Source organism: Sphingomonas sp. UV9, from assembly GCF_004101245.1.
Taxonomy (GTDB): Bacteria; Pseudomonadota; Alphaproteobacteria; order Sphingomonadales; family Sphingomonadaceae; genus Sphingomonas.
Map to the genome: position 1 here is coordinate 606,330 of NZ_SCIN01000002.1, position 18,845 is coordinate 625,174.

At 65.7% G+C, this 18,845-nt stretch carries 18 protein-coding genes; 5 read left to right on the forward strand and 13 right to left on the reverse strand.

Translation table 11 applies throughout. The features are described 5' to 3' along the window. Nucleotides 1–68: 68 nt before the first annotated feature. Nucleotides 69–851 carry a crotonase/enoyl-CoA hydratase family protein gene (locus EQZ23_RS09160; RefSeq protein ID WP_128454132.1) on the forward strand — a complete coding sequence of 261 codons (783 nt, stop codon included), beginning with the start codon at nt 69–71 and terminating at the stop codon, nt 849–851. Between the two features lie 174 nt (nt 852–1,025). Here EQZ23_RS09160 and EQZ23_RS09165 read toward each other — a convergent pair whose 3' ends face one another. From EQZ23_RS09165 to EQZ23_RS09215, 11 genes are all read right to left on the reverse strand, one after another. Next, nucleotides 1,026–1,382 (reverse strand): hypothetical protein, encoded by a 357-nt coding sequence (locus EQZ23_RS09165; protein WP_128454133.1) that lies wholly within the window; start codon nt 1,380–1,382, stop codon nt 1,026–1,028. Next, nucleotides 1,382–1,798 carry a hypothetical protein gene (locus tag EQZ23_RS09170; protein WP_240663443.1) on the reverse strand — a complete coding sequence of 139 codons (417 nt, stop codon included), beginning with the start codon at nt 1,796–1,798 and terminating at the stop codon, nt 1,382–1,384. The genes EQZ23_RS09165 and EQZ23_RS09170 overlap by 1 nt, the downstream gene beginning before the upstream one ends. A gap of 40 nt (nt 1,799–1,838) precedes the next feature. After that, nucleotides 1,839–2,564 carry a hydroxyacylglutathione hydrolase gene (gene gloB / locus EQZ23_RS09175; RefSeq protein WP_128454134.1) on the reverse strand — a complete coding sequence of 242 codons (726 nt, stop codon included), beginning with the start codon at nt 2,562–2,564 and terminating at the stop codon, nt 1,839–1,841. A 4-nt stretch (nt 2,565–2,568) separates the two neighbouring features. Beyond that, on the reverse strand, nt 2,569–2,985 hold the full coding sequence (locus tag EQZ23_RS09180) for a VOC family protein (protein ID WP_128454135.1): 417 nt from the start codon (nt 2,983–2,985) through the stop codon (nt 2,569–2,571). A gap of 196 nt (nt 2,986–3,181) precedes the next feature. Next, nucleotides 3,182–3,973 (reverse strand): hypothetical protein, encoded by a 792-nt coding sequence (locus EQZ23_RS09185; RefSeq protein WP_128454136.1) that lies wholly within the window; start codon nt 3,971–3,973, stop codon nt 3,182–3,184. Further along, nucleotides 3,970–4,722 carry an alpha/beta hydrolase gene (locus EQZ23_RS09190; RefSeq protein WP_128454137.1) on the reverse strand — a complete coding sequence of 251 codons (753 nt, stop codon included), beginning with the start codon at nt 4,720–4,722 and terminating at the stop codon, nt 3,970–3,972. The genes EQZ23_RS09185 and EQZ23_RS09190 overlap by 4 nt, the downstream gene beginning before the upstream one ends. Nucleotides 4,723–4,743: 21 nt before the next feature. Beyond that, nucleotides 4,744–5,673, reverse strand: coding sequence for an alpha/beta hydrolase (locus tag EQZ23_RS09195; protein ID WP_128454138.1), 930 nt, complete (start codon nt 5,671–5,673; stop codon nt 4,744–4,746). Nucleotide 5,674: 1 nt separating this feature from the next. Further along, on the reverse strand, nt 5,675–5,878 hold the full coding sequence (locus tag EQZ23_RS09200) for a helix-turn-helix transcriptional regulator (protein WP_128454139.1): 204 nt from the start codon (nt 5,876–5,878) through the stop codon (nt 5,675–5,677). After that, nucleotides 5,875–6,279 carry a hypothetical protein gene (locus EQZ23_RS09205; RefSeq protein ID WP_128454140.1) on the reverse strand — a complete coding sequence of 135 codons (405 nt, stop codon included), beginning with the start codon at nt 6,277–6,279 and terminating at the stop codon, nt 5,875–5,877. The genes EQZ23_RS09200 and EQZ23_RS09205 overlap by 4 nt, the downstream gene beginning before the upstream one ends. Nucleotides 6,280–6,491: 212 nt before the next feature. Beyond that, nucleotides 6,492–6,746 carry a DUF6356 family protein gene (locus EQZ23_RS09210; protein ID WP_128454141.1) on the reverse strand — a complete coding sequence of 85 codons (255 nt, stop codon included), beginning with the start codon at nt 6,744–6,746 and terminating at the stop codon, nt 6,492–6,494. 26 nt (nt 6,747–6,772) lie between these two features. Then, a complete protein-coding gene (locus tag EQZ23_RS09215) occupies nt 6,773–8,170 on the reverse strand; it encodes a Mur ligase family protein (RefSeq protein ID WP_128454142.1) in 1,398 nt (465 codons plus the stop codon). Nucleotides 8,171–8,222: 52 nt separating this feature from the next. Between EQZ23_RS09215 and EQZ23_RS09220 the strand changes: the two genes are divergently transcribed. Next, nucleotides 8,223–9,038, forward strand: a complete 816-nt coding sequence (locus EQZ23_RS09220) for an LD-carboxypeptidase (protein WP_128454143.1) — start codon at nt 8,223–8,225, stop codon at nt 9,036–9,038. A gap of 141 nt (nt 9,039–9,179) precedes the next feature. Here the strand turns inward: EQZ23_RS09220 and EQZ23_RS09225 are convergent, their stop codons facing one another. Further along, nucleotides 9,180–9,785: a hypothetical protein gene (locus EQZ23_RS09225; protein ID WP_128454144.1), complete on the reverse strand. Its 606-nt coding sequence runs from the start codon at nt 9,783–9,785 to the stop codon at nt 9,180–9,182. A gap of 147 nt (nt 9,786–9,932) precedes the next feature. Here EQZ23_RS09225 and thrS point away from each other — a divergent pair, with 147 nt between their 5' ends. The 3 genes from thrS to EQZ23_RS09240 all read left to right on the forward strand — a co-directional run bounded on the left by thrS (nt 9,933) and on the right by EQZ23_RS09240 (nt 15,878). Next, a complete protein-coding gene (gene thrS, locus EQZ23_RS09230) occupies nt 9,933–11,924 on the forward strand; it encodes a threonine--tRNA ligase (RefSeq protein WP_128454145.1) in 1,992 nt (663 codons plus the stop codon). Nucleotides 11,925–12,037: 113 nt separating this feature from the next. Then, nucleotides 12,038–12,556 (forward strand): translation initiation factor IF-3, encoded by a 519-nt coding sequence (gene infC, locus EQZ23_RS09235; RefSeq protein WP_128454146.1) that lies wholly within the window; start codon nt 12,038–12,040, stop codon nt 12,554–12,556. Between the two features lie 409 nt (nt 12,557–12,965). Beyond that, complete coding sequence (locus EQZ23_RS09240) at nt 12,966–15,878, forward strand: TonB-dependent receptor (RefSeq protein ID WP_128454147.1); 2,913 nt, start codon at nt 12,966–12,968, stop codon at nt 15,876–15,878. Between the two features lie 178 nt (nt 15,879–16,056). Here EQZ23_RS09240 and EQZ23_RS09245 read toward each other — a convergent pair whose 3' ends face one another. Then, nucleotides 16,057–18,804, reverse strand: coding sequence for a [protein-PII] uridylyltransferase (locus EQZ23_RS09245; RefSeq protein ID WP_128454148.1), 2,748 nt, complete (start codon nt 18,802–18,804; stop codon nt 16,057–16,059). Nucleotides 18,805–18,845: the final 41 nt, after the last annotated feature.

An 18,845-nucleotide genomic window follows, 5' to 3' on the forward strand; every position in this document is an offset into this window, starting at 1 on the left:
TCGCTGCGCAATGTTGCGGGTGCGGGCAGGGGCGGTTAGCGTCCTGCCAAACAGGAGAGGATCCCCAAGTGAACGACCGGGTCACGATTACCGTAGAGGGCGGCATCGCCGACGTCCGCCTCAACCGCGCGGACAAGATGAACGCGATCGATCCGGCGATGTTCGAGGGCATCGCGGCCGCGATCGACCGCCTCGCGGGAATGACCGACGTCCGCTGCGTCGTGCTGTCGGGCGAGGGCAAGGCGTTCTGCGCCGGGCTCGACATGGCGTCGATGGCAGACGGCGGGTCGGGGCTGGGGCTCGGCGAGCGGACGGCGGAAGGGGCGAACCTTCCGCAGCAGGTTGCGTGGGGCTGGCGCATGCTGCCGATGCCGGTGATCGCCGCGGTCCACGGCGTCGCATTCGGCGGCGGGTTCCAGATCCTGTCGGGCGCCGACATCCGCATCGCGCATCCCAGCGCCCGTTTCGCGATCCGCGAAACCTATTGGGGCTTGGTCCCCGACATGGCCGGCATCGCGCTGTGGCGGACGCTCGCGCGCGACGACGTGCTCCGCGAACTCACCTACACCGCCCGCGAATTCGACGGGGCGGAGGCGGTGCGGCACGGCTTCGTCACGCGGCTGTCCGAGGACCCATTCGGCGAAGCCATGATGCTCGCGCGCGAGATCGCGGCGAAGAATCCACAGACGATCCGTGGCGCCAAGACGCTCTACAACCTCGCCGCCGACGCGGATTCGGCCTCGATCCTGCTCGCGGAAACCGAAGAGCAGTTGAAGGTGATTCGCTCGCCCAACCAGATCGAGCAGGTGAAGGCGAACATGGAAAAGCGCACGGCGGTGTTTGTGGACTGACCCCGTTATTTTGACGAAAGTCAGGATAACGGGGGTGGGGCAACCAATTACTCCACCCCGGCGAAGGCCGGGGCCCAATTGGAAAGGTAGCCGTAACGGAGCGCCGCGGTCGTCACCAGCGTCCCCGAATTGGGTCCCGGCCTTCGCCGGGGGGGGAAGCAGACAGTCTCGCCGCTATTTCGCTACCTTGTCATACGGCGTGAAATCGCGGAACCGGCAGTAACCCGACGGGATCGACATACCCACCGACACCGTCCGGAATCGATCGTTCCGACACACTTGCCCGCCATACACGTCGACGATCAGCGTATCGCGCGGCCGCAGCGACGGGCACTCGCCGACCGGCCCCGTTTTCCAGATCCGCGTGCCCGACTGCCGGTACAGGATCGTCTGCGAATCGACGATCTCGGGGCCGCCGTTCCGCTGGATATCGATGCACCGCACCGGCTTGCCCGCCACCCGGTCCGCCAAGGGATCGGACTTTCCCGCCACCAAAGTCAGCGCCAGCGCCGCAAGAACGACCACGCGCATCATGGCTTGCGATACGGCACGAACTCGCCAAAGCTGCAGCTGCCGGTCGGAAAGCGCGACTGTTGGTCGAACGTCTGCGCGATATCGCCGCGGCAAAGCTGCCCGGTCGGCGTGCGCGTCACGAGAATATCGCCACGCGCGACCCCCTCGCACCCACCGACGGTATCGCTGCGATAGACCAGCCCGCTGTTGACGCGGTACAGGATCGTCGCGCCGTAGCCCGAGCTCTGCTTCTGCGGGAACTGGCTGATGCACGTCATAGGCTTGCCCGGCACCAGCCCTGCAAGCTCCTTCGCCAGCTTCTCCTGCACGCCAGCCTCACGCACCTGCGCGCGCTCGACCTCCGCTTGGGTTTGCGTGCACGCGCCGAGCAACATAGCCGGCAAAATCAAGAGTGGCAGGGTCCGCATCCGCATCGCAACGCTCCTCAAAATCCCCGCCACCCGCATACGCTTGTTATCCGCGAAATGCATCCTTCGCCGCGCGATAGCCGGCAAGCTGCTCGACCGACGTCGCCCGCAGGAACGGGTTGGTCGCGCGCTCGAGCCCGATCGTCGTGGGCACGGTGGGCTCGCCCTTCGCCCGCGCCGCATCGACCGCGACCATGCGAGCAGCGATCGCCGCATTGTCCGGCTCGGCGACCAGCGCATAGCGCCCGTTGCTCTGCGTATATTCATGCCCGCAGAACACCTCGGTCTCGTCCGGCAACACGGCGTAACGCTGCATGTTCGTGAACATGTCGGCCGGCGTCCCCTCGAACAGCCGCCCACACCCCATCGCGAACAGCGTATCCCCGGTGAAGATCGCCGCGTCGTCAGCAAAGTGGAACGCGATATGCCCCTGCGTATGGCCGGGCACGGTCATGACGGTCGCCGCATGATCGCCGATCCGCACCACGTCCCCTTCGCCGACCTGCTCGTCGAGCGTCGGGATCTTGTCCGCCTCCGCGGCGGGGCCGACGATCGACGCGCCGTACGCCTTCATCTCGGCGTTCCCGCCGGTGTGATCGGGATGCCAGTGCGTCGTCCACACCCGATCGATCCGCCAGTCGCGCATCTTGGCGGCGGCGATCACCGGCCCCGCCTCGCCCGGGTCGACGACGACCGTCTCGCCCGAGACGGTGTCGTGGATCAGCCAGCTGTAATTGTCGGACAGGACCGGAACGCGGACGATATCGAGCATCAGCTTACCACTTGCCCGTGTTCGGCATCGACGCCCAGGGCTCGGCGGGATCGAGCGCGCCATCCGCCTGCAACAGCTCGATCGAGATGTTGTCGGGGGTGCGCACGAACGCCATGTGGCCGTCGCGCGGCGGGCGATTGATCGTAACACCCGAGTCCATCAGCCGCTGGCAGGTGTCGTAGATATTGTCGACGCGGTAGGCGAGATGCCCGAAATTACGACCCTCGCCATACTCCTCGGGATCCCAATTGTGCGTCAGCTCGACCTCGGCGCTCTCGTCACCGGGGGCGGAGAGGAAGATCAGCGTGAAGCGCCCCTTCTCGCTGTCCATCCGCCGGACCTCCTTCAGCCCGAGCAGCTCGAAGAACGCGATCGTCTTCGCCGGGTCGGTCACGCGGATCATGGTGTGGAGATATTTCATGCTTGCTCCGAGGGTTGTTCGAGCCAGCAGATAGGGATGCGGGGCGGGGGGTGAAAGGGCGTCAACTGTCCGTCCACATCACGCCACCTCCCCGGCGAAGGCCGGGGCCCAGTTGGGAAGGTCGTTGTAACGAAGCGCCGTCCTATATCAGCAGCGGCCCCCAACTGGGCCCCGGCCTTCGCCGGGGAGGTTCACGCTATCGCCCGATCGGAGCGCCGGCATTAGGAGCGCTCGCACGAGGAGCGCTGCTTCCGGAGTCGAACTGCTTCAACGCGGTAACCGCACTCCGCCCAACCGGCGTATCCGGCGCCAGCCGCGCTGCCTGTCCCCACGCCGCCCGCGCGGCATCCTCGTCGCCCGCCAGCGCGGCGATATTCCCCGCCTCCAGCTGGACCGAGGCATCGTCCGCCGAGCGCCGCAGCGCCTCGCCGATATCCTTCTTCGCCCGCGCCGGATTCCCCTCGCGCCGCGCCAACGTCGCCGACAACAGCCACGCGAGCGGGTCGTCCGCCGCATTGGTCAGCGCCAGGTCGATATCGGTCCGTGCCGATTCGAGGTCACCCGTCGCGACCAGCGCGCGCGCATGATCGAGTTGCGCCTCGCCCAGCGGCAACCCGGTCAGCGTCCCCGCGGTCAGCGCCGAATCGAGCGCCGCGCGCGCCTTGGCCGGTTGCGCCGCCGCCAACCAGGCATTGCCCGCCTGCGCCCAGTAATTCGCCGCCCGCGCATCCTTGGCAAGCTGCGCCGCGCGCGCCGCCTCCTCGAACTCACCCGCCGCCAAGGGCCAGCTCTTCTCCGCCGCAAATGCGATCCCTGCGCATTCCCGCGCGAAATACCGCCCGCCCGAAATCCGCCAGCGCCCGGCCTCGGCCCGCGCCGCCGCCGGATCGGTCTGGGCCAGCGCGACACATTGCCGGAACCGCCCTTCCTGCGCATCGACGGGGCCGGCTTGAGCCGCAGCAAGGGCGAGCAGTATAATCGGGATCATAGGGCGGCGATCACATCCTCGACCGCCCGGATGATGAGGGAAATGTCGCTGTCGCGCGACAGGCGGTGATCGCCGTCCTTGACCAGCCATGTCTGCACATCGGCTGAACGCAACAACTCGGCGAGCCGCGCAGTCCGCTGCCACGGCACGTCCGGATCGCGCTGGCCCTGCACCAGCCGCACCGGGCCATCGAACGCGATCTCGCCGAACATCAGCCGGTTGGCCTCGCCAGACGACCAGAACGGGCGAGTATAGACGGTCGGATTCGGACCATAAGGGTTCTTGCGCTCGATCCGCCCGTTGGAGAGCAGCGCCATCTTCTCGTCGGTGGTGAACCCCCAATCGGTGAAATCGGGCGCCGGCGCGACGCCGACCAGCCCCTTGATCAGATCGGGCCGCAGCTTCGCCGCCAGCAGCATCAGCCACCCGCCCAGCGACGAGCCAACGAGGATCGCCGAGTCGTCAACCAGCGCGTCGATCATTGCCAGCACGTCGTCGCGCCAATCGACCAGCGTCTGGTCCTCGAACGCCCCCTCGCTCTGCCCGCACCCGCCATAATCGAACCGCAGGAACGCGCGCCCCTCGGACTTGGCCCACGCCTCGAGCGTGACGGCCTTGGTCCCCGTCATGTCCGACGCATAGCCCGACAGGAACACCAAAGTCGGACCTGTTCCGGGCGTATGGTGATAGGCGAGGCGAGGGCGCTCCTTGGCGGGAGGCGTGGCGGCGGCGGGAGCGATATCGGTCATGCCGCCACCCTTAGCCGCCCGTCAGCGCCGGAGAAAGTCGTCGAGTGCCGCCTGGAACGCGACCGGTTGATCCAGCATCACGAAATGCGCTGCATCGCCGATATCGACGAAAGTCATGTGCGGCGCGGTGGCATAGGCCTTCCGGTACAGCGCATCCGCGACCGGCTTGGTCGGCCCTACCGCATTCCACGGATAGATCAGGGTGATCGGCGCGGCGATCGACGCCATCGCGGGACGCAGGTCGGTGGTCAGGTCCTCGTACATCGCCTGCGCCGAGACGCGCGCATCCGCCTTTGCCGCCCAGTCGGCAACGCGCGTGCGCGACGCGGGCTTGAGCGCCATGCGCGCGGCGAGCGCCTCGTTCGCCGCCGGATTCACAGGCTTGCCGTACGCCGCCGCCATGCCGTCGCGCATCGCCTTTGCCTGCGGTTCGAGTGCCGCGACAGTTGCACCGGGCGCGAAGATTTCGCCGATATACGGCAGCGAATCGACGATCATCAGCTTGCCGACGTCCTCCGGGTGCGCCTTGGCCAGCATCAGCGAGACGAGTCCGCCCATCGAATGCCCGACGATGGCCGGCTTGCCGAGCTTCGACTGGGTGATCAGCGTGTGGAGATCGGCAACGATCCCGTCGAGGATGCCGGGCGACAGGTTCGCAAGCGGATCGTCGCCCCCGAAGCCGTTGACCTGCACGACATACACCCGGTGCGACGTCGCGAGCGTGGGGACGACCCCCGCCCACACCGCGCGGGGCGACGAAAGCCCCGGGATCAGGATCACGGGCGTGCCCTTGCCGACGGTCTGCACCGAGATGTGCGGCATCTGTGCCTCCACCGCTTCGGCTTTCGTCGCGGTGGTGGCCATAGCTTGCGCATGGCTCGCGACGGGATGCAGGACGATCATCAGCGTGGCGGCGGTGGCTGCAAGGCGGGCTTTGAGATGCGTGATCATGTCAGGACTCCTTCGACGGGCTGGTGAAGATATCTTCGATCGCAAGCTCGAACAGTTCGGCGATCTTGAACGCCAGCGGCAGCGACGGATCATAGCGTCCCGTCTCGATCGCATTGACGCTCTGCCGCGAGACTTCGAGCCGGTCGGCTAGGTCGCCCTGGCTCCAGTCGCGCTCGGCACGCAGGACTTTCAGGCGGTTCTTCATGCCTCGCGCGCCTTGGTCAGCGCGTTCATGCAATTGCCGAACCCGAGGCCGGCGAACCACAGCACGGCGATGTAATAGGACTCGATATGCCCGACGAGGTCGAACGCCTCGAGGAACCCCCAGATGGTCGCGATGCTCAATGCGAACCCGGTCGCGTACAGCGTCTGGCGGACCGTCAGCATCCGCACATACTCGTCGGTCTCCTCGACCAGATAGCGTCCCATCGCCGCGAACACGCCGATGATCGGCAAGGCCGGCAGGATCGCAACCAGATACGCGAACGGGCCGCTCAGCAGATGACGATTGAACCCATACACCGCGAACATCAGCGTCGCAGCGTAGATCAGCATCAGCGTGATGACGCGACGATTGTAACGGCGAATGGCGGGACGATTGGTCATGGAAAGCTTCCTTGCGAATCAGTAAAGGAAACTTGTCATGTCGCGATATAAGAGTCAACGACGCTTTACATAGCACGACGATGCTCCCCCGTCAGGGGGAGGTGGCACCGAAGGTGACGGAGGGGGAGGACACGGACCAGACATGGTCGCAGCCGCGTCCTGGGTGTGAGCTTATCGTAACCTTTGAAAAGCCAGCGGGCTCTCCCGGATCGTCAGATGATGAAATCGACCGTCTTCATCTGCGTCTGGTCCGCCGCGACCGCGCCGCGCTTCAGCACCATCTGCCGGTGCAATTCGGCGACCGTGTCACTGCCGCGCGTCTTGCACCACGCCGGTACGACCGCATGGACCAGCGCGCCGAGGCCGCCCTTGATCATCGTCACGCCGAACCGGCCTGCGACGCCGAAATGCTCGGTATAGCTCTCGCCCACGGTGGCGGGGTGGTCGAGGAACAGGCGGCGAAACATCGGCGGTCTCCTTGGCCTTCAGCGTATCATCGCACGGCCAAGGCGTCGACCATGCCGCTGGCGAGCACGCTCAGCGTGTCGTCCCGGGCGCCCATCACGACGATTCGGTCGCCGGGGCGCGCTTCGGCCACCAGTGCAGCGGCGGCGTCCGCCCGGTCGGCGACGTGGCGCGCGTCGCGCCCGCCTTCGATGATCTGCGCGACGATATCCGCGCTGGTCACCTCGCGCGTGACCGTCCCGCCATAATAGGCCGGGTCGGGCAGGATCAGGACATCGTCCTCCGCCATCCGCTCGACGAACGTCGCGACGAGTTCGCGGCCCATCACCTTGAGCGGGCCATAGCCGTGCGGCTGGAACAGCAGCAGCAACCGCCCCGGAAAGGCGTGGAGCGTGTCGAGCGTGGCGGCGATCTTGTCCGGATTATGCCCGAAATCGTCGATCACCGCGACACCGCCGGCCTCTCCCACGAAGTCGAAGCGGCGGCGCAGGCCGGTAAAGCCCGCGATCGCCTTCACCGCGTCGGCCAGCGGCACGTCCGCCGCCATCGCCGCCCCGATCGCCGCCAGCGCATTGGCGACGTTATGCCGCCCCGGCAGCGCGAGCGTCACCGGCGTCCGCACGCCGCGCGACACGAGATCGAAGCGGATCGCGAACGGCTCGGGCTTCAGGTTTTCCGCCCGCAGATCGGCCGACGCGTCGATCGCGAACGTCGTGATCTGCCCGCGCGGCAGTCGCGCCGCGAGCGCGGCGGCGTCGGGGTCGTTCGCGTTGATCACCGCGGTTTCGGCCTTGGCGACGAAGTCCCCGAACAGCACGCGCAGTTCTTCGAGCGACTTGTGATCGAGGCTGACATTGTTGAGCACCGCGATCTTCGGCGCATAGCCCGCGATCGATCCGTCGCTCTCGTCGACTTCGCTCACGAACGCCTCGCCCTCACCGACCAAGGCGCTGGCGAACGGCGCATCGGGGGTGGCGAAGTTCTTCATCACCGCGCCGTTCATCACCGTCGGATCGCGCCCGACTGCGTGCAGGATCCAGCCGATCATGCCGGTCACGGTGGACTTGCCGCTCGTCCCCGCGACACCGATTGGCAACCGGCTGTCGTTGAACAGCGACGCGAGCATCGCCGCGCGGGTCGAGCGCGTGCAGCCCAGAGCGTCGGCGGCGATCATGTCCGGCACGCTCGCCTCGATCGCGGCGGAGGCGATGACGAGCTGGTCCGCCGAGACGATCCCGCTGCCGTCCTGCTGGAACAGCGCGACGCCCTTGGCGGCGAGGTCGTCGAACTTGGCGGGGACGCGGCCCTGGTCGAGGTTGCGGTCCGAGCCGGCGACGGTCGCGCCGCGCCCTGCGAGGATCATCGCGAGCGGCATCATGCCCGACCCGCCGATGCCCACAAAGAAACAAGGTTTGCTGATATCCATCGGCCCGCGATATGGGCGGTTGGGTAACGGGGCAAGGTCGGGAACACGAACAATGCGCATCGGTGTCCTCGCCGCGTCGAGCCGGACCAATCCCGCGGCGATCGCCAAGATCACCGCCTATGCGGCCACCGCGTTCCCGGAGGTCGAGCTGGTCTTCCATCCGCAATGCCTGGAGACCGACGGCCATTTCGCGGGCTCGGACTTTCGCAGGGCCGCGGCGTTCCTGGAGTACGCCAACGACCCTGCATTCGATGCGATCTGGTTCCTGCGTGGCGGCTATGGTTCGAACCGTATCCTCGCGATGGTCATGCCCGAGCTTGGCCGCGCCGCGCGGCACAAGACATATCTCGGCTATTCCGACGTCGGCTTCCTGCTCGGCGCGCTCTATGCCCGGCGGATCGGCCGACCGGTGCACGGACCGATGGTCAGCGATATCAACCGCCACGATGGCGAGGCGACGGTGGCGCGGGCGCTCGGATGGATGGTGCGGGGGAATCGCGCCGGGCTGGAGCCGGGGCTGGATGGGCGGCCGTCGGCGGCGTTCAACCTCAGCATCCTGACCTCGCTGATCGGCACGCCGTGGCTGCCCGACCTCACCGATCACGTGCTGATCGTCGAGGAGGTGTCGGAGGCGATGTATGCGATCGACCGGATGCTGTTCAAGGTCGCCAACGCGACTCAGTTGAAGGGCATCGCCGGATTGCGGCTCGGCGCGGTGACGGCGGTGCAGGAGAACGACCCGCCCTGGGGCGAGACGCTCGACTACATGATGATCCGCTGGTCGCGCGACATGGGCGTGCCGTATCTCGGGCGTGCGGAGATCGGCCATACGCAGGCCAACCGGGTGGTGCCGTTCGGGGTGGTTTGAGGGTCTCCGCCCGTCCCTCAACCCAGCCGTTCCGTCACCCCAGCGAAAGCTGGGGTATCCCGGTTGGCGAGTGCTGTAACTCGAACCGAGAGATTCCAGCTTTCGCTGGGATGACGGGGTAGGGCGGGCCCCGGTCCTAGTTCAGCGCGTCGGGATTACAGCTCGCGGTATCGCCGCCCCTGGGGCTACGGTCCCCGCCGGATCGATCACCGTCACGCCCCCAAACCGCAGCTTCGGCTGGCCCGGCAGCGTGTAGCTTCCCGCAACCTGCTCCACCGCCCAAGCCCGCAAATTCGCAACGACTTCGACGCGCTGCAAACGGTCCCGCTCGCGCATGAACACGACGAGGTCGTCCCGGCGGTTGCAGTCGCGCGTGTCCGCCGTCGCGCACGGCGAATAGAGGATCGCCAGCGCCACGATCCCGCCGGCGGTATCGAGCACCGCCGCGCCCTTTTCCGGGCAGCTATGCGCGCGGCATGCAGTGAAGCGGTACAGTTCGCCGATCCGCGCCGGCTCCTCGGGCGGGCCGCCCAGCACCTCGATCTGCTGCGCGGCGACATCGCCGTCCTTGTAGAGATAGCTCGCCTTGCGGTTGCCGATGAAGCGTCGGACCGCAGCCGTGAACGCCGGCGACGCGACAAGCTGGTTCGTATCACGGCACGCCGCCAGCCGGGTCGGCGCGCACCGCGGCGCGGGCGTGGGGACGGGCGCAGCGGCGGCGGACAGCATCAGCAAAATACCCAACATCACCGTCTCCCAACCGTCGCCGCCATGCTGCGCGCGCCCGCCATGTCCGTCTGGAGTAGCCCTCTTCGCGGATCGCCTTATATACACGCCCATATGCACTGGGTGCCACGCGCGCTCGCACGCACCAATCCCGAGAGAAAGTCTCCCATGTCTGCAATGTTCCGAATCACGCTTCCCGACGGTTCCGTCCGCGAGGTTGCGCCCGGGACTACCCCCGCAGACGTCGCTGCGGCGATCGGGCCGGGCCTCGCTAAGGCGGCGCTCGCCGCGAAGATCGACGGGCAGGTTCGCGATCTGGGGCGGCCGTTCGAGGAGGACACCAACCTCGCGCTGGTGACCGCGCGCGACGAGGCCGACGCGCTCGAACTCGTCCGCCACGATCTCGCCCACGTCATGGCGGAGGCGGTGCAGCATCTGTTCCCCGGCACGCAGATCACCTTCGGTCCCGCCACCGACGACGGATTCTATTACGACTTCGCGCCGAAAGAGCGCCCGTTCACCGACGAGGACCTGCCCGCGATCGAGGCCGAGATGCGCGCGATCATCGCGCGCAACGAGCCGTTCGTGCGTGAGGTCTGGTCGCGTCAGCAACTGATCGACCGCTGGACCGAGCAGGGCGAGACGTTCAAGGCCGAATGGGCCGCCGAACTCCCCGAGGGCGAGGAGCTGACGATCTACCGCCAGGGCGAATGGCTCGACATGTGCCGCGGCCCGCACATGGTCTCGACCGGCAAGCTCGACCCGGCCGCGTTCAAGCTGACGCGCGTGTCGGGCGCCTATTGGCGCGGCGACCAGAAGAACGCGATGCTCAGCCGCATCTACGGCACCGGCTGGCTCAACAAGAAGCAGCTCGACCAGCATCTCTTCCGTCTCGAGGAAGCCGCCAAGCGCGATCACCGGAAGATCGGCGCGGAGATGGACCTGTTCCACCTCCAGTCCGAGGCGCAGGGCTCGGTATTCTGGCATCCCAAGGGCTATATCCTGTGGCGTCAGCTGGAGGCGTATATGCGTCGTCGGCTCGATGCCGCGGGTTATGAGGAAGTAAAGACGCCGCAGCTGATGGACGCCAAGCAGTGGGAGCAGTCCGGCCATTGGGGCAAGTACCGCGAGAACATGTTCGTGGTGCCCGACGAGATCCCGAACCCCGAGGACGAGGGCGAGATCTTCACCGGCAAGGCCGAGCTGATGGCGCTCAAGCCGATGAACTGTCCGGCGCACGTGCTGATCTTCCGTCAGGGGATCAAGTCGTACCGCGACCTGCCGCTGCGCCTCGCCGAGTTCGGCTGCTGCCACCGCAACGAGCCGCACGGCGCGCTGCACGGCATCATGCGTGTTCGCCAGTTCACGCAGGACGACGCGCATATCTTCTGCCGCGAGGACCAGCTCGTCGTCGAGGTCCAGCAATTCTGCGAGCTGCTCGACAGCGTCTACCGCGATCTCGGCTTCGAGGATTATGCGGTGAAGCTCGCGCTGCGCCCCGAGAAGCGGTTCGGTTCCGAAGAGATGTGGGACAAGGCGGAGAGCGAACTGCGCGAGGCGGTGCTCGGCTCGAGCCTGTCGGAGTCGATCAAGGCGAAGTTCGAGGAATTGCCGGGCGAGGGGGCATTCTATGCGCCGAAGCTCGAATTCCACCTGACCGACGCGATCGGGCGGACGTGGCAGGTCGGCACGATCCAGTCGGACCGCGTGCTGCCCGAACGACTCGATGCGTCCTATGTCGGCGCGGACGGCGAGCGCCATCGCCCGGTGATGCTGCACCGCGCGATCCTCGGCACGTTCGAGCGCTTCATCGGCATCCTGATCGAGCATCATGCCGGTCGCTTCCCGCTCTGGCTGGCGCCGGTCCAGGTGGTGGTCGCGACGATCGTCTCGGACGCCGACGACTATGCCGAGCAGGTTGCTGCCGATCTCCGCAAGGCGGGGCTTCGCGTCGAGACCGACCTGCGCAACGAGAAGATCAACTACAAGGTGCGCGAGCATTCGCTGGCGAAGGTGCCGCTACTGTTCGTGGTCGGCAAGCGCGAGGCGGACGAGGGCACCGTTGCGATCCGGCGTCTCGGCAGCCAGGGCCAGGAGATGATGGCGCTCGCCGATGCCGCGGCGCGGGTTGCGGATGAGGCACGCGCTCCCGATATGTAAACTAGACGGGGCTGGCTTTCCGAGCGCGTGGTTTTGCGCTATATGCCAGCCCAAATACTTTGTCAGAAACTTCAGGAGCAACCCCCATACGTCCTCCCACGATACGCCGGCCGATGCAGACGCCCGCGATGAACGGTCCGCGATTCAACGAATTCATCCAGAGCCAGAAGGTCCGCGTGATCGATCACGAGGGCGAGAACCTTGGCGTCATGTTCACGCGCGAAGCGATGGAGCAGGCGGCCGAGCATGGCCTCGACCTGGTCGAGGTATCGCCCAACGCTGATCCGCCCGTCGCTAAGTTCCTCGATGTCGGCAAGTTCAAGTACGAGGCGCAGAAGAAGGCCAACCTCGCACGCAAGTCGCAGAAGACGCAGGAGATCAAGGAGATCAAGATGCGTCCGAACATCGACGACCATGACTACGACACGAAGATGAAGAAGGTGAACGACTTCATCGGCGAGGGCGACAAGGTCAAGATCACGCTGCGTTTCCGTGGCCGCGAGCTGAGCCACGGCCAGCTGGGCATGAACCTGTTGAAGCGCGTGCAGGACGACGTCGCGGAGATCGCCAAGATCGAGGCGTATCCGCGCATGGAAGGCCGTCAGATGCTGATGGTTCTCGCTCCGAAGTAACGGCCAAGCGGCTCGCTCCGTTTGACGCGCAGTGAAAGGCTGGTCGGTCCCGAGGGATTGGCCGGCCTTTTTCATGTCGTGCGATGATCGTCGATTCGGCGGCTCAGTGCGAAATGGGTGGCCAATCCCTTGTGCGCCTCCGGGTGGCTGCAGTTCGTGGCAAGAGTTACGATTCCGGCGGGCGACGGCCGGCTCGGACACATGGGAGCGCTAGCAGTCCGATTCACAGAATCGTTGCGATTTGAAACTAGGGTTTGCTGCCTGTCACTCTGTGACGATTTGGAGACACACTATTCAAAAATCTCTTTCCGTATGCGGAAATTACTAGACGTTCGACGCTATATATCTCTACCTAACGTCCAAACCATAAGTTCGAAAACATTCGGACACGTCCAGGGAGAGAATGCCGATGCGTATGACCGCATATCTGTTGTCCGCCGTTGCGACGGCTGCGATCGTCACACCGGCGTTCGCCCAGCAGGCGACCTCCACCGTCGAAGCGCAGGCGACGCCGTCGCAGGGGACTGCCAACGCCTCGGTCGCGGGCCAGACCAACGGCGCAACCGACGCCGATACGACGCGCGCAGCCAGCGCTGCCGCCGACGAAGGCGGGAACGCGAGCGACATCGTCATCACCGCAACCCGCCGCTCCGAGCGCCTGTCGAACGTACCGATCGCGGTATCCGCGGTCGGGCAGGAGGCGTTGCAGAATTCGGGCGGTAGCGACATCCGCTCGCTCAACCAGCTCGCACCATCGCTGCTGATCTCGTCGACCGGCAACGAATCGAACGCGTCCGCGCGTATTCGTGGCATCGGTACGGTCGGTGACAACCCCGGGCTCGAAAGCTCGGTCGCGGTGTTCATCGACGGCGTCTATCGCAGCCGCACGGGCGTCGGCCTCAACGAACTCGGCGAAATCGACCGGGTCGAGGTTCTCCGCGGCCCGCAGGGCACGCTGTTCGGTCGCAACGCGTCGGCGGGTCTCATCAACATCATCACCCGCTCGCCGGAATTCGACTGGCACGGCAACGCCGAAGCGACCTACGGCAATTACGACCAGAAGCGCCTAGCTGCCGGCATCACCGGTCCGCTGATTGGTGACCAGCTTGCCTTCCGTGTCGACGGCGTGTTCGTGAAGCGCGACGGTTTCTACAAGAACGTCACGGCGGCCAACGGCAGCGAAAGCCGCATCAACGATCGCGATCGCTATTTCGTTCGCGGGCAGCTTCTGTTCAAGCCGACCGATCGCCTGAGCTTCCGCCTGATCGGCGACTATTCGCATCGTAAGGAAAGCTGCTGCGGCGCGGTGTATTACAGCCAGGTCGAGACGACCGATCCGACGGCCAATGCCGCTGGCGTCGCGCCGTTCTTCGCGACGGTCAACACCGATGGCGCGGTGGTCAACAATGCCACCAACCGGATTACCGAGATCCTGCGCCGGCAGGGTGCCGTGTTCCCGCTGGCCGGCAATACGGCCAATCCGTACAGCCGTGAGGTGGCGGTGACGCCCGGTCAGACCTACCGGAACACCACGAAGGATTATGGCGGCTCGCTGCAGGCCGACTGGGATCTGGGCGGCGCGACCTTTACCTCGATCACATCGTATCGTGAGTATAAGTCGGGCAATGCTAGCGACATCGACTATACGAACATCGATCTGACCAACCGTGCCGACGACGGCAACGCCTATCGCCAGTTCAAGACCTTTACGCAGGAAGCGCGCCTCCAGGGCTCGCTGTTCAACGAAAAGCTCGACTGGTTGGTCGGTGGTTTCTACTCGAACGAGAAGCTAAAGCTCGTCGACAACGCGAAGTTCGGTGCGCAGTACGGTCAGTTCGCAGCCTGCCGCCTCGTCGCGACGGTCAGCCCTGTCACCGCGCTGCAAAACCAGAACAACCCGGGCTGCATGAGCGCACTCGGACGGGCGACAATCGCTGGCGCCTTTGGTCCAGCAGGGGGCCTGATCACGTCGGCGCTCGACCGGCTGACTGGCGGTCCGGGCCTGGGCGGCGGCGTCAACAATGTGGGTGATTCGGGCACGGTCTACCGGCAGAAGAGCGAGAATTACGCCTTCTTCACGCACAACATCCTTCACCTGACCGACACGCTCTCGCTTACCGGTGGCCTGCGCTACACACACGAGCAGAAGGATTTCCGCGCCAAGTTCAACAACAACAATAGCGTCTGCCCGATCCAGCAGGCAGCGCTCGCGCCGTTGACGCAGACGCAGAGCGGCGTGACGGCGTTCGCGCAGGGTATCGTGACGCTCACCTGCACGGGCAATTCGAGCACGGCGTTGAACGGGTTGAATCTCAACGACAGCTTCGGCGACGGCGAATTCACCGGCACGGCGGTCCTCTCTTGGAAGCCGTTCACAAAGCTGCTGACCTACGCATCCTATGCCAAGGGCTACAAGGCTGGCGGCTACAATCTCGATCGCTCGGATCTGGGCGGCGTCAACGGCGTATTGTCCGGGCGTACCAATGCCGACGCTGCGGGCTTGCAGTTCAACGCGGAGAAGGTGAACAACTACGAGATCGGCGCGAAGTTCAACACGCGTCGCTTTACCCTGAACGTCGCTGCGTTCCGTCAGGAATTCACCGATTTCCAGCTCAACACGTTCAACGGCTCGATCTTCGTCGTGCAGAATATCCAGGGGTGCAAGGACAACCTCAACGGGCTCGACAGCGATAACGGCTTCAACCCCGTCACCGGTGCACAGACCGGCACCTGCGCCCCGAACCGGTCGACCAAAGCGGGCGTGATCTCGCAGGGTGTCGAGCTCGAAGCGACGATGTCGCCGATCAAGCAGGTCACCTTCACCGCGGGCTACACCTATGCCGACACGTTTGCCCGCAAGAACCTGGTCGGCAGCTCGACCACCGGCGAGGCGCTCGACCGTTCGCTCTTCCTGCTGCCGGGCAGCCAGTTGTCGAATGCGCCGAAGAACGTCGTCACCACGTCGTTCGCCTGGACGCCGGATATCGGTTCGAACGGCCTGTCGGGCTTGTTCTACGTCGATAGCCGCCTGTCGTCCGACTACAACACCGGGTCGGATCTGGCCCCGGAGAAGAAGCAGGATGGCTTTGCGGTGGTCAACGCCCGCGTCGGTCTGCGCGGCAAGGACCAGATCTGGGCGCTGGAGTTCTGGGCACAGAATGTGTTCAACAAGAACTACATCCAGGTTGCGTTCAACACGCCGTTCCAGGGTGCAGGCTCCTCAGCCAACGTCGCTGCGTATGGCGGCACCGGCAACGCGCTCTACTCGGCGTTCCTGGCCGAGCCACGCACCTACGGCCTGACGCTCCGCTCGCGCTTCTGATCGGATAGCCTCAAGTGAAAAGCCGGCTCGCAGGTTTCTGCGGGCCGGCTTTTTCGTGTTCCTCTCCCGTCATTCCCGCGGAGGCGGGAACCCATACTGGCTGACCTAGCGGCGAAACCGCGAACGTTTGAGAATCTGGATCCCCGCCTGCGCGGGGATGACGAGATAGGGGTAGCGGCTACGCCGCCAGGTCGATCTCTTCGCCCGCCGCCGCCGCCAGCAACCGGCGTTCCAGCGTCTTCAACCGGGCCGGCTGCGTAATCCTGTCCCCCGTCAGGTCAGTGATGTAGAACGTATCCACCGCGCGCTCGCCGTACGTCGCGACATGTGCGGAGTGAATCGTCACCTTCGACTGGAACAGCGCGTTGGCGAGCTGGTTGAGCAGCGCCGGCCGATCTCGCGCGTTCACCTCGACGACGGTGAACCGATTCGACGCCTTGTTGTCGACCAGCGCATTGGGGACGATGTCGAACGCCTCCGCGCGCGTCCGGGGCAAAGCCTTCGCCACCAGTCGGTCGGCAAGCTTGCCGCGGTTGGCCAGCGCATCCTCGATCGCCGTCTTCAACCGTGACACCTGTTCGGTTCCATCGAAGGGGCGCCCAAATGGATCCTGCACCAGGAAGTTGTCGACCGCCATGCCGTCGCGCGTGGTGTGGATTCGCGCATCGATGATGTTGCCGCCGGCGACGTGGATCGCGCCGGCGATGCGGTAGAATAGCCCCGGATGATCGGCCGCGTAGATCGTCACCAGGGTAGCGCCGCGGCCTGGATAGACGTGCGCGTCGATCGCAAGCTGCGCGTCGCCGGTGGTCGCGAGGAAGCGGGCATTGTGCGCGAGCACGTCCTCGGGTTCGGCGATCCAATACGCTTCGGGCAGTCGGTGGACCAGCGTCGCGAACGTCGCCTCGTCCCAGCCGAGCGCATCGCGCAGATGCTCCTGCTTGGCCGCGATGCGTTCGGCACGGCCCTTCTGCTTGTGGCCAAGGCGCAGCACCTCTTCGGCAGACTCGTACAGATCGCCGAGCAACTGGCGTTTCCAGCCGTTCCAGACGCCTGGTCCCACCGCGCGGATGTCGACGATCGTCAGTGTGAGCAGCAGGCGGAGACGTTCCGGGCTCTGCACCACATCGCAGAAATCGAGGATCGTCTTGAAGTCGCTGAGGTCCCGCTTGAACGCGGTTGCCGACATCAGCAAATGCCAGCGCACCAGCCACGCGACCGTCTCGGTCTCTGCGGGCGTCAGCCCGAAGCGCGGGCACAGCCGCTGCGCCACCTCCGCGCCGAGGATCGAATGATCGCCGCCGCGGCCCTTGGCGATATCGTGGAGCAGGACCGCGACATACAGCGCGCGCCGCGAGACGATCTGTTCGAAGATCGCGCTGGCGAGCGGATGATCCTCCTTCAGCACGCCGTTCTCGATCCGCGCGAGCAGGCCGATCGCACGGATGGTGTGCTCGTCGACGGTGTAGTGGTGATACATGTCGAACTGCATCTGCGCGACGACGCGCGCAAAATCGGGCACGAACCGGCCAAACACGCCCGCCTCGTTCATCCAGCGCAGCACGAGCTCGGGATCGCGCGGGGAGGTCAGCACGTCGAGGAAGAGGGCGTTGGCGGTCGGGCTGTTGCGAACGTCGTCGACCAGCTTCGCGTCGCGAGCGGCGGCGCGCATCGCGAGCGGATGGATCTCGACGCCGTGCTTGTCGGCGAGCTGGAAGATCTCGATCAGGCGTTCGGGATCGGCCTGGAAGAAGTCGTCGCTCGGCAGCGCCAACCGCCCGCGGTCGAGCACGAAGCCGTTCAGCTTGCGCGGCGACCGACGGATCGTCGGCAGGCCGAAACGCCGTCCCCGCGCCGCGAACTTCTCGTCGAGGTGCGCAAGGAAAACACCGCTGAGCGTGCCCACCGTCTTCGCCTGCAGGAAGTAGAACTGCATGAACCGCTCGACCTTCGACTTTCCCGGTCGGTCGGAGAAGCGCATCCGGTCCGCAATTTCGCGTTGCAGGTCGAAGGTCAGGCGGTCCTCGGCGCGGCCGGTGATGCTGTGCAGGTGGCAGCGCACGGCTTGGAAGAAATTGTCGGCGCGGTGGAACAGGCGATATTCCGCCTTGGTGAACAGCCCGACGCCGACCAGTTCGGCGGCGCGCTGCACGTCGTAGATGTACTTGCCGATCCAGAAGAGCGCGTGGAGATCGCGCAGGCCGCCCTTGCCCTCCTTGACGTTGGGCTCGACGACGTAGCGCGTGTCGCCCATTTTCCGATGCCGTGCGTCGCGTTCGGCAAGCTTATCGGCGATGAAGGTCCGCGCGGTGTCCGCCTGGACCTCGGTCTTGAAGCGGTGCGAGGCCTGTTCGTAGAGGTCGGGATCGCCGCAGACGTAGCGCGCCTCGAGCAGCGCGGTGCGGACCGTCACGTCGGCCTTGGCCTGGCGAACCATCTCGTCGAGCGAGCGGCTGGACTGGCCGAGCTTCAATCCGAGGTCCCACAGTGCATAGAGCATCGATTCGATCACGCGCTCGGCCCAGGGCGTCTGCTTGCCGGGCGTGAGGAAGCCGATATCGACGTCCGAATGCGGCGCCATTTCCGCGCGGCCATAGCCGCCGACAGCGATGATCGTCAGCCGCTCGCCGATCGTCGGATTGGGCAGCGGGTAGAGGCGTTGCGTGGTGAAATCGAACAGGATGCGGAGCAACTGGTCGATCAGATAGGCCTGTGCACCGGATGCTTCGAGCCCGCGCGACGGATGTTCGACGAGACGGCGTTCGACCTCGACCCGGCCCTTTTCGAGCGCGGCCTTCAGCAGCAGTGTCGCGTCGCGACGTAGCGCGCTCGGGTCGACACCTTCCAAGGCAGCGATGGTTTCGGCGACGGCGCGGCGATCGATAATCGTGCGACGGTTCGGGAGGTGGTCGAAGCGGCCTGTCATGTCGCCCCAGATAGGGGCGGGGGCGGGCCGCGTCATCAGGA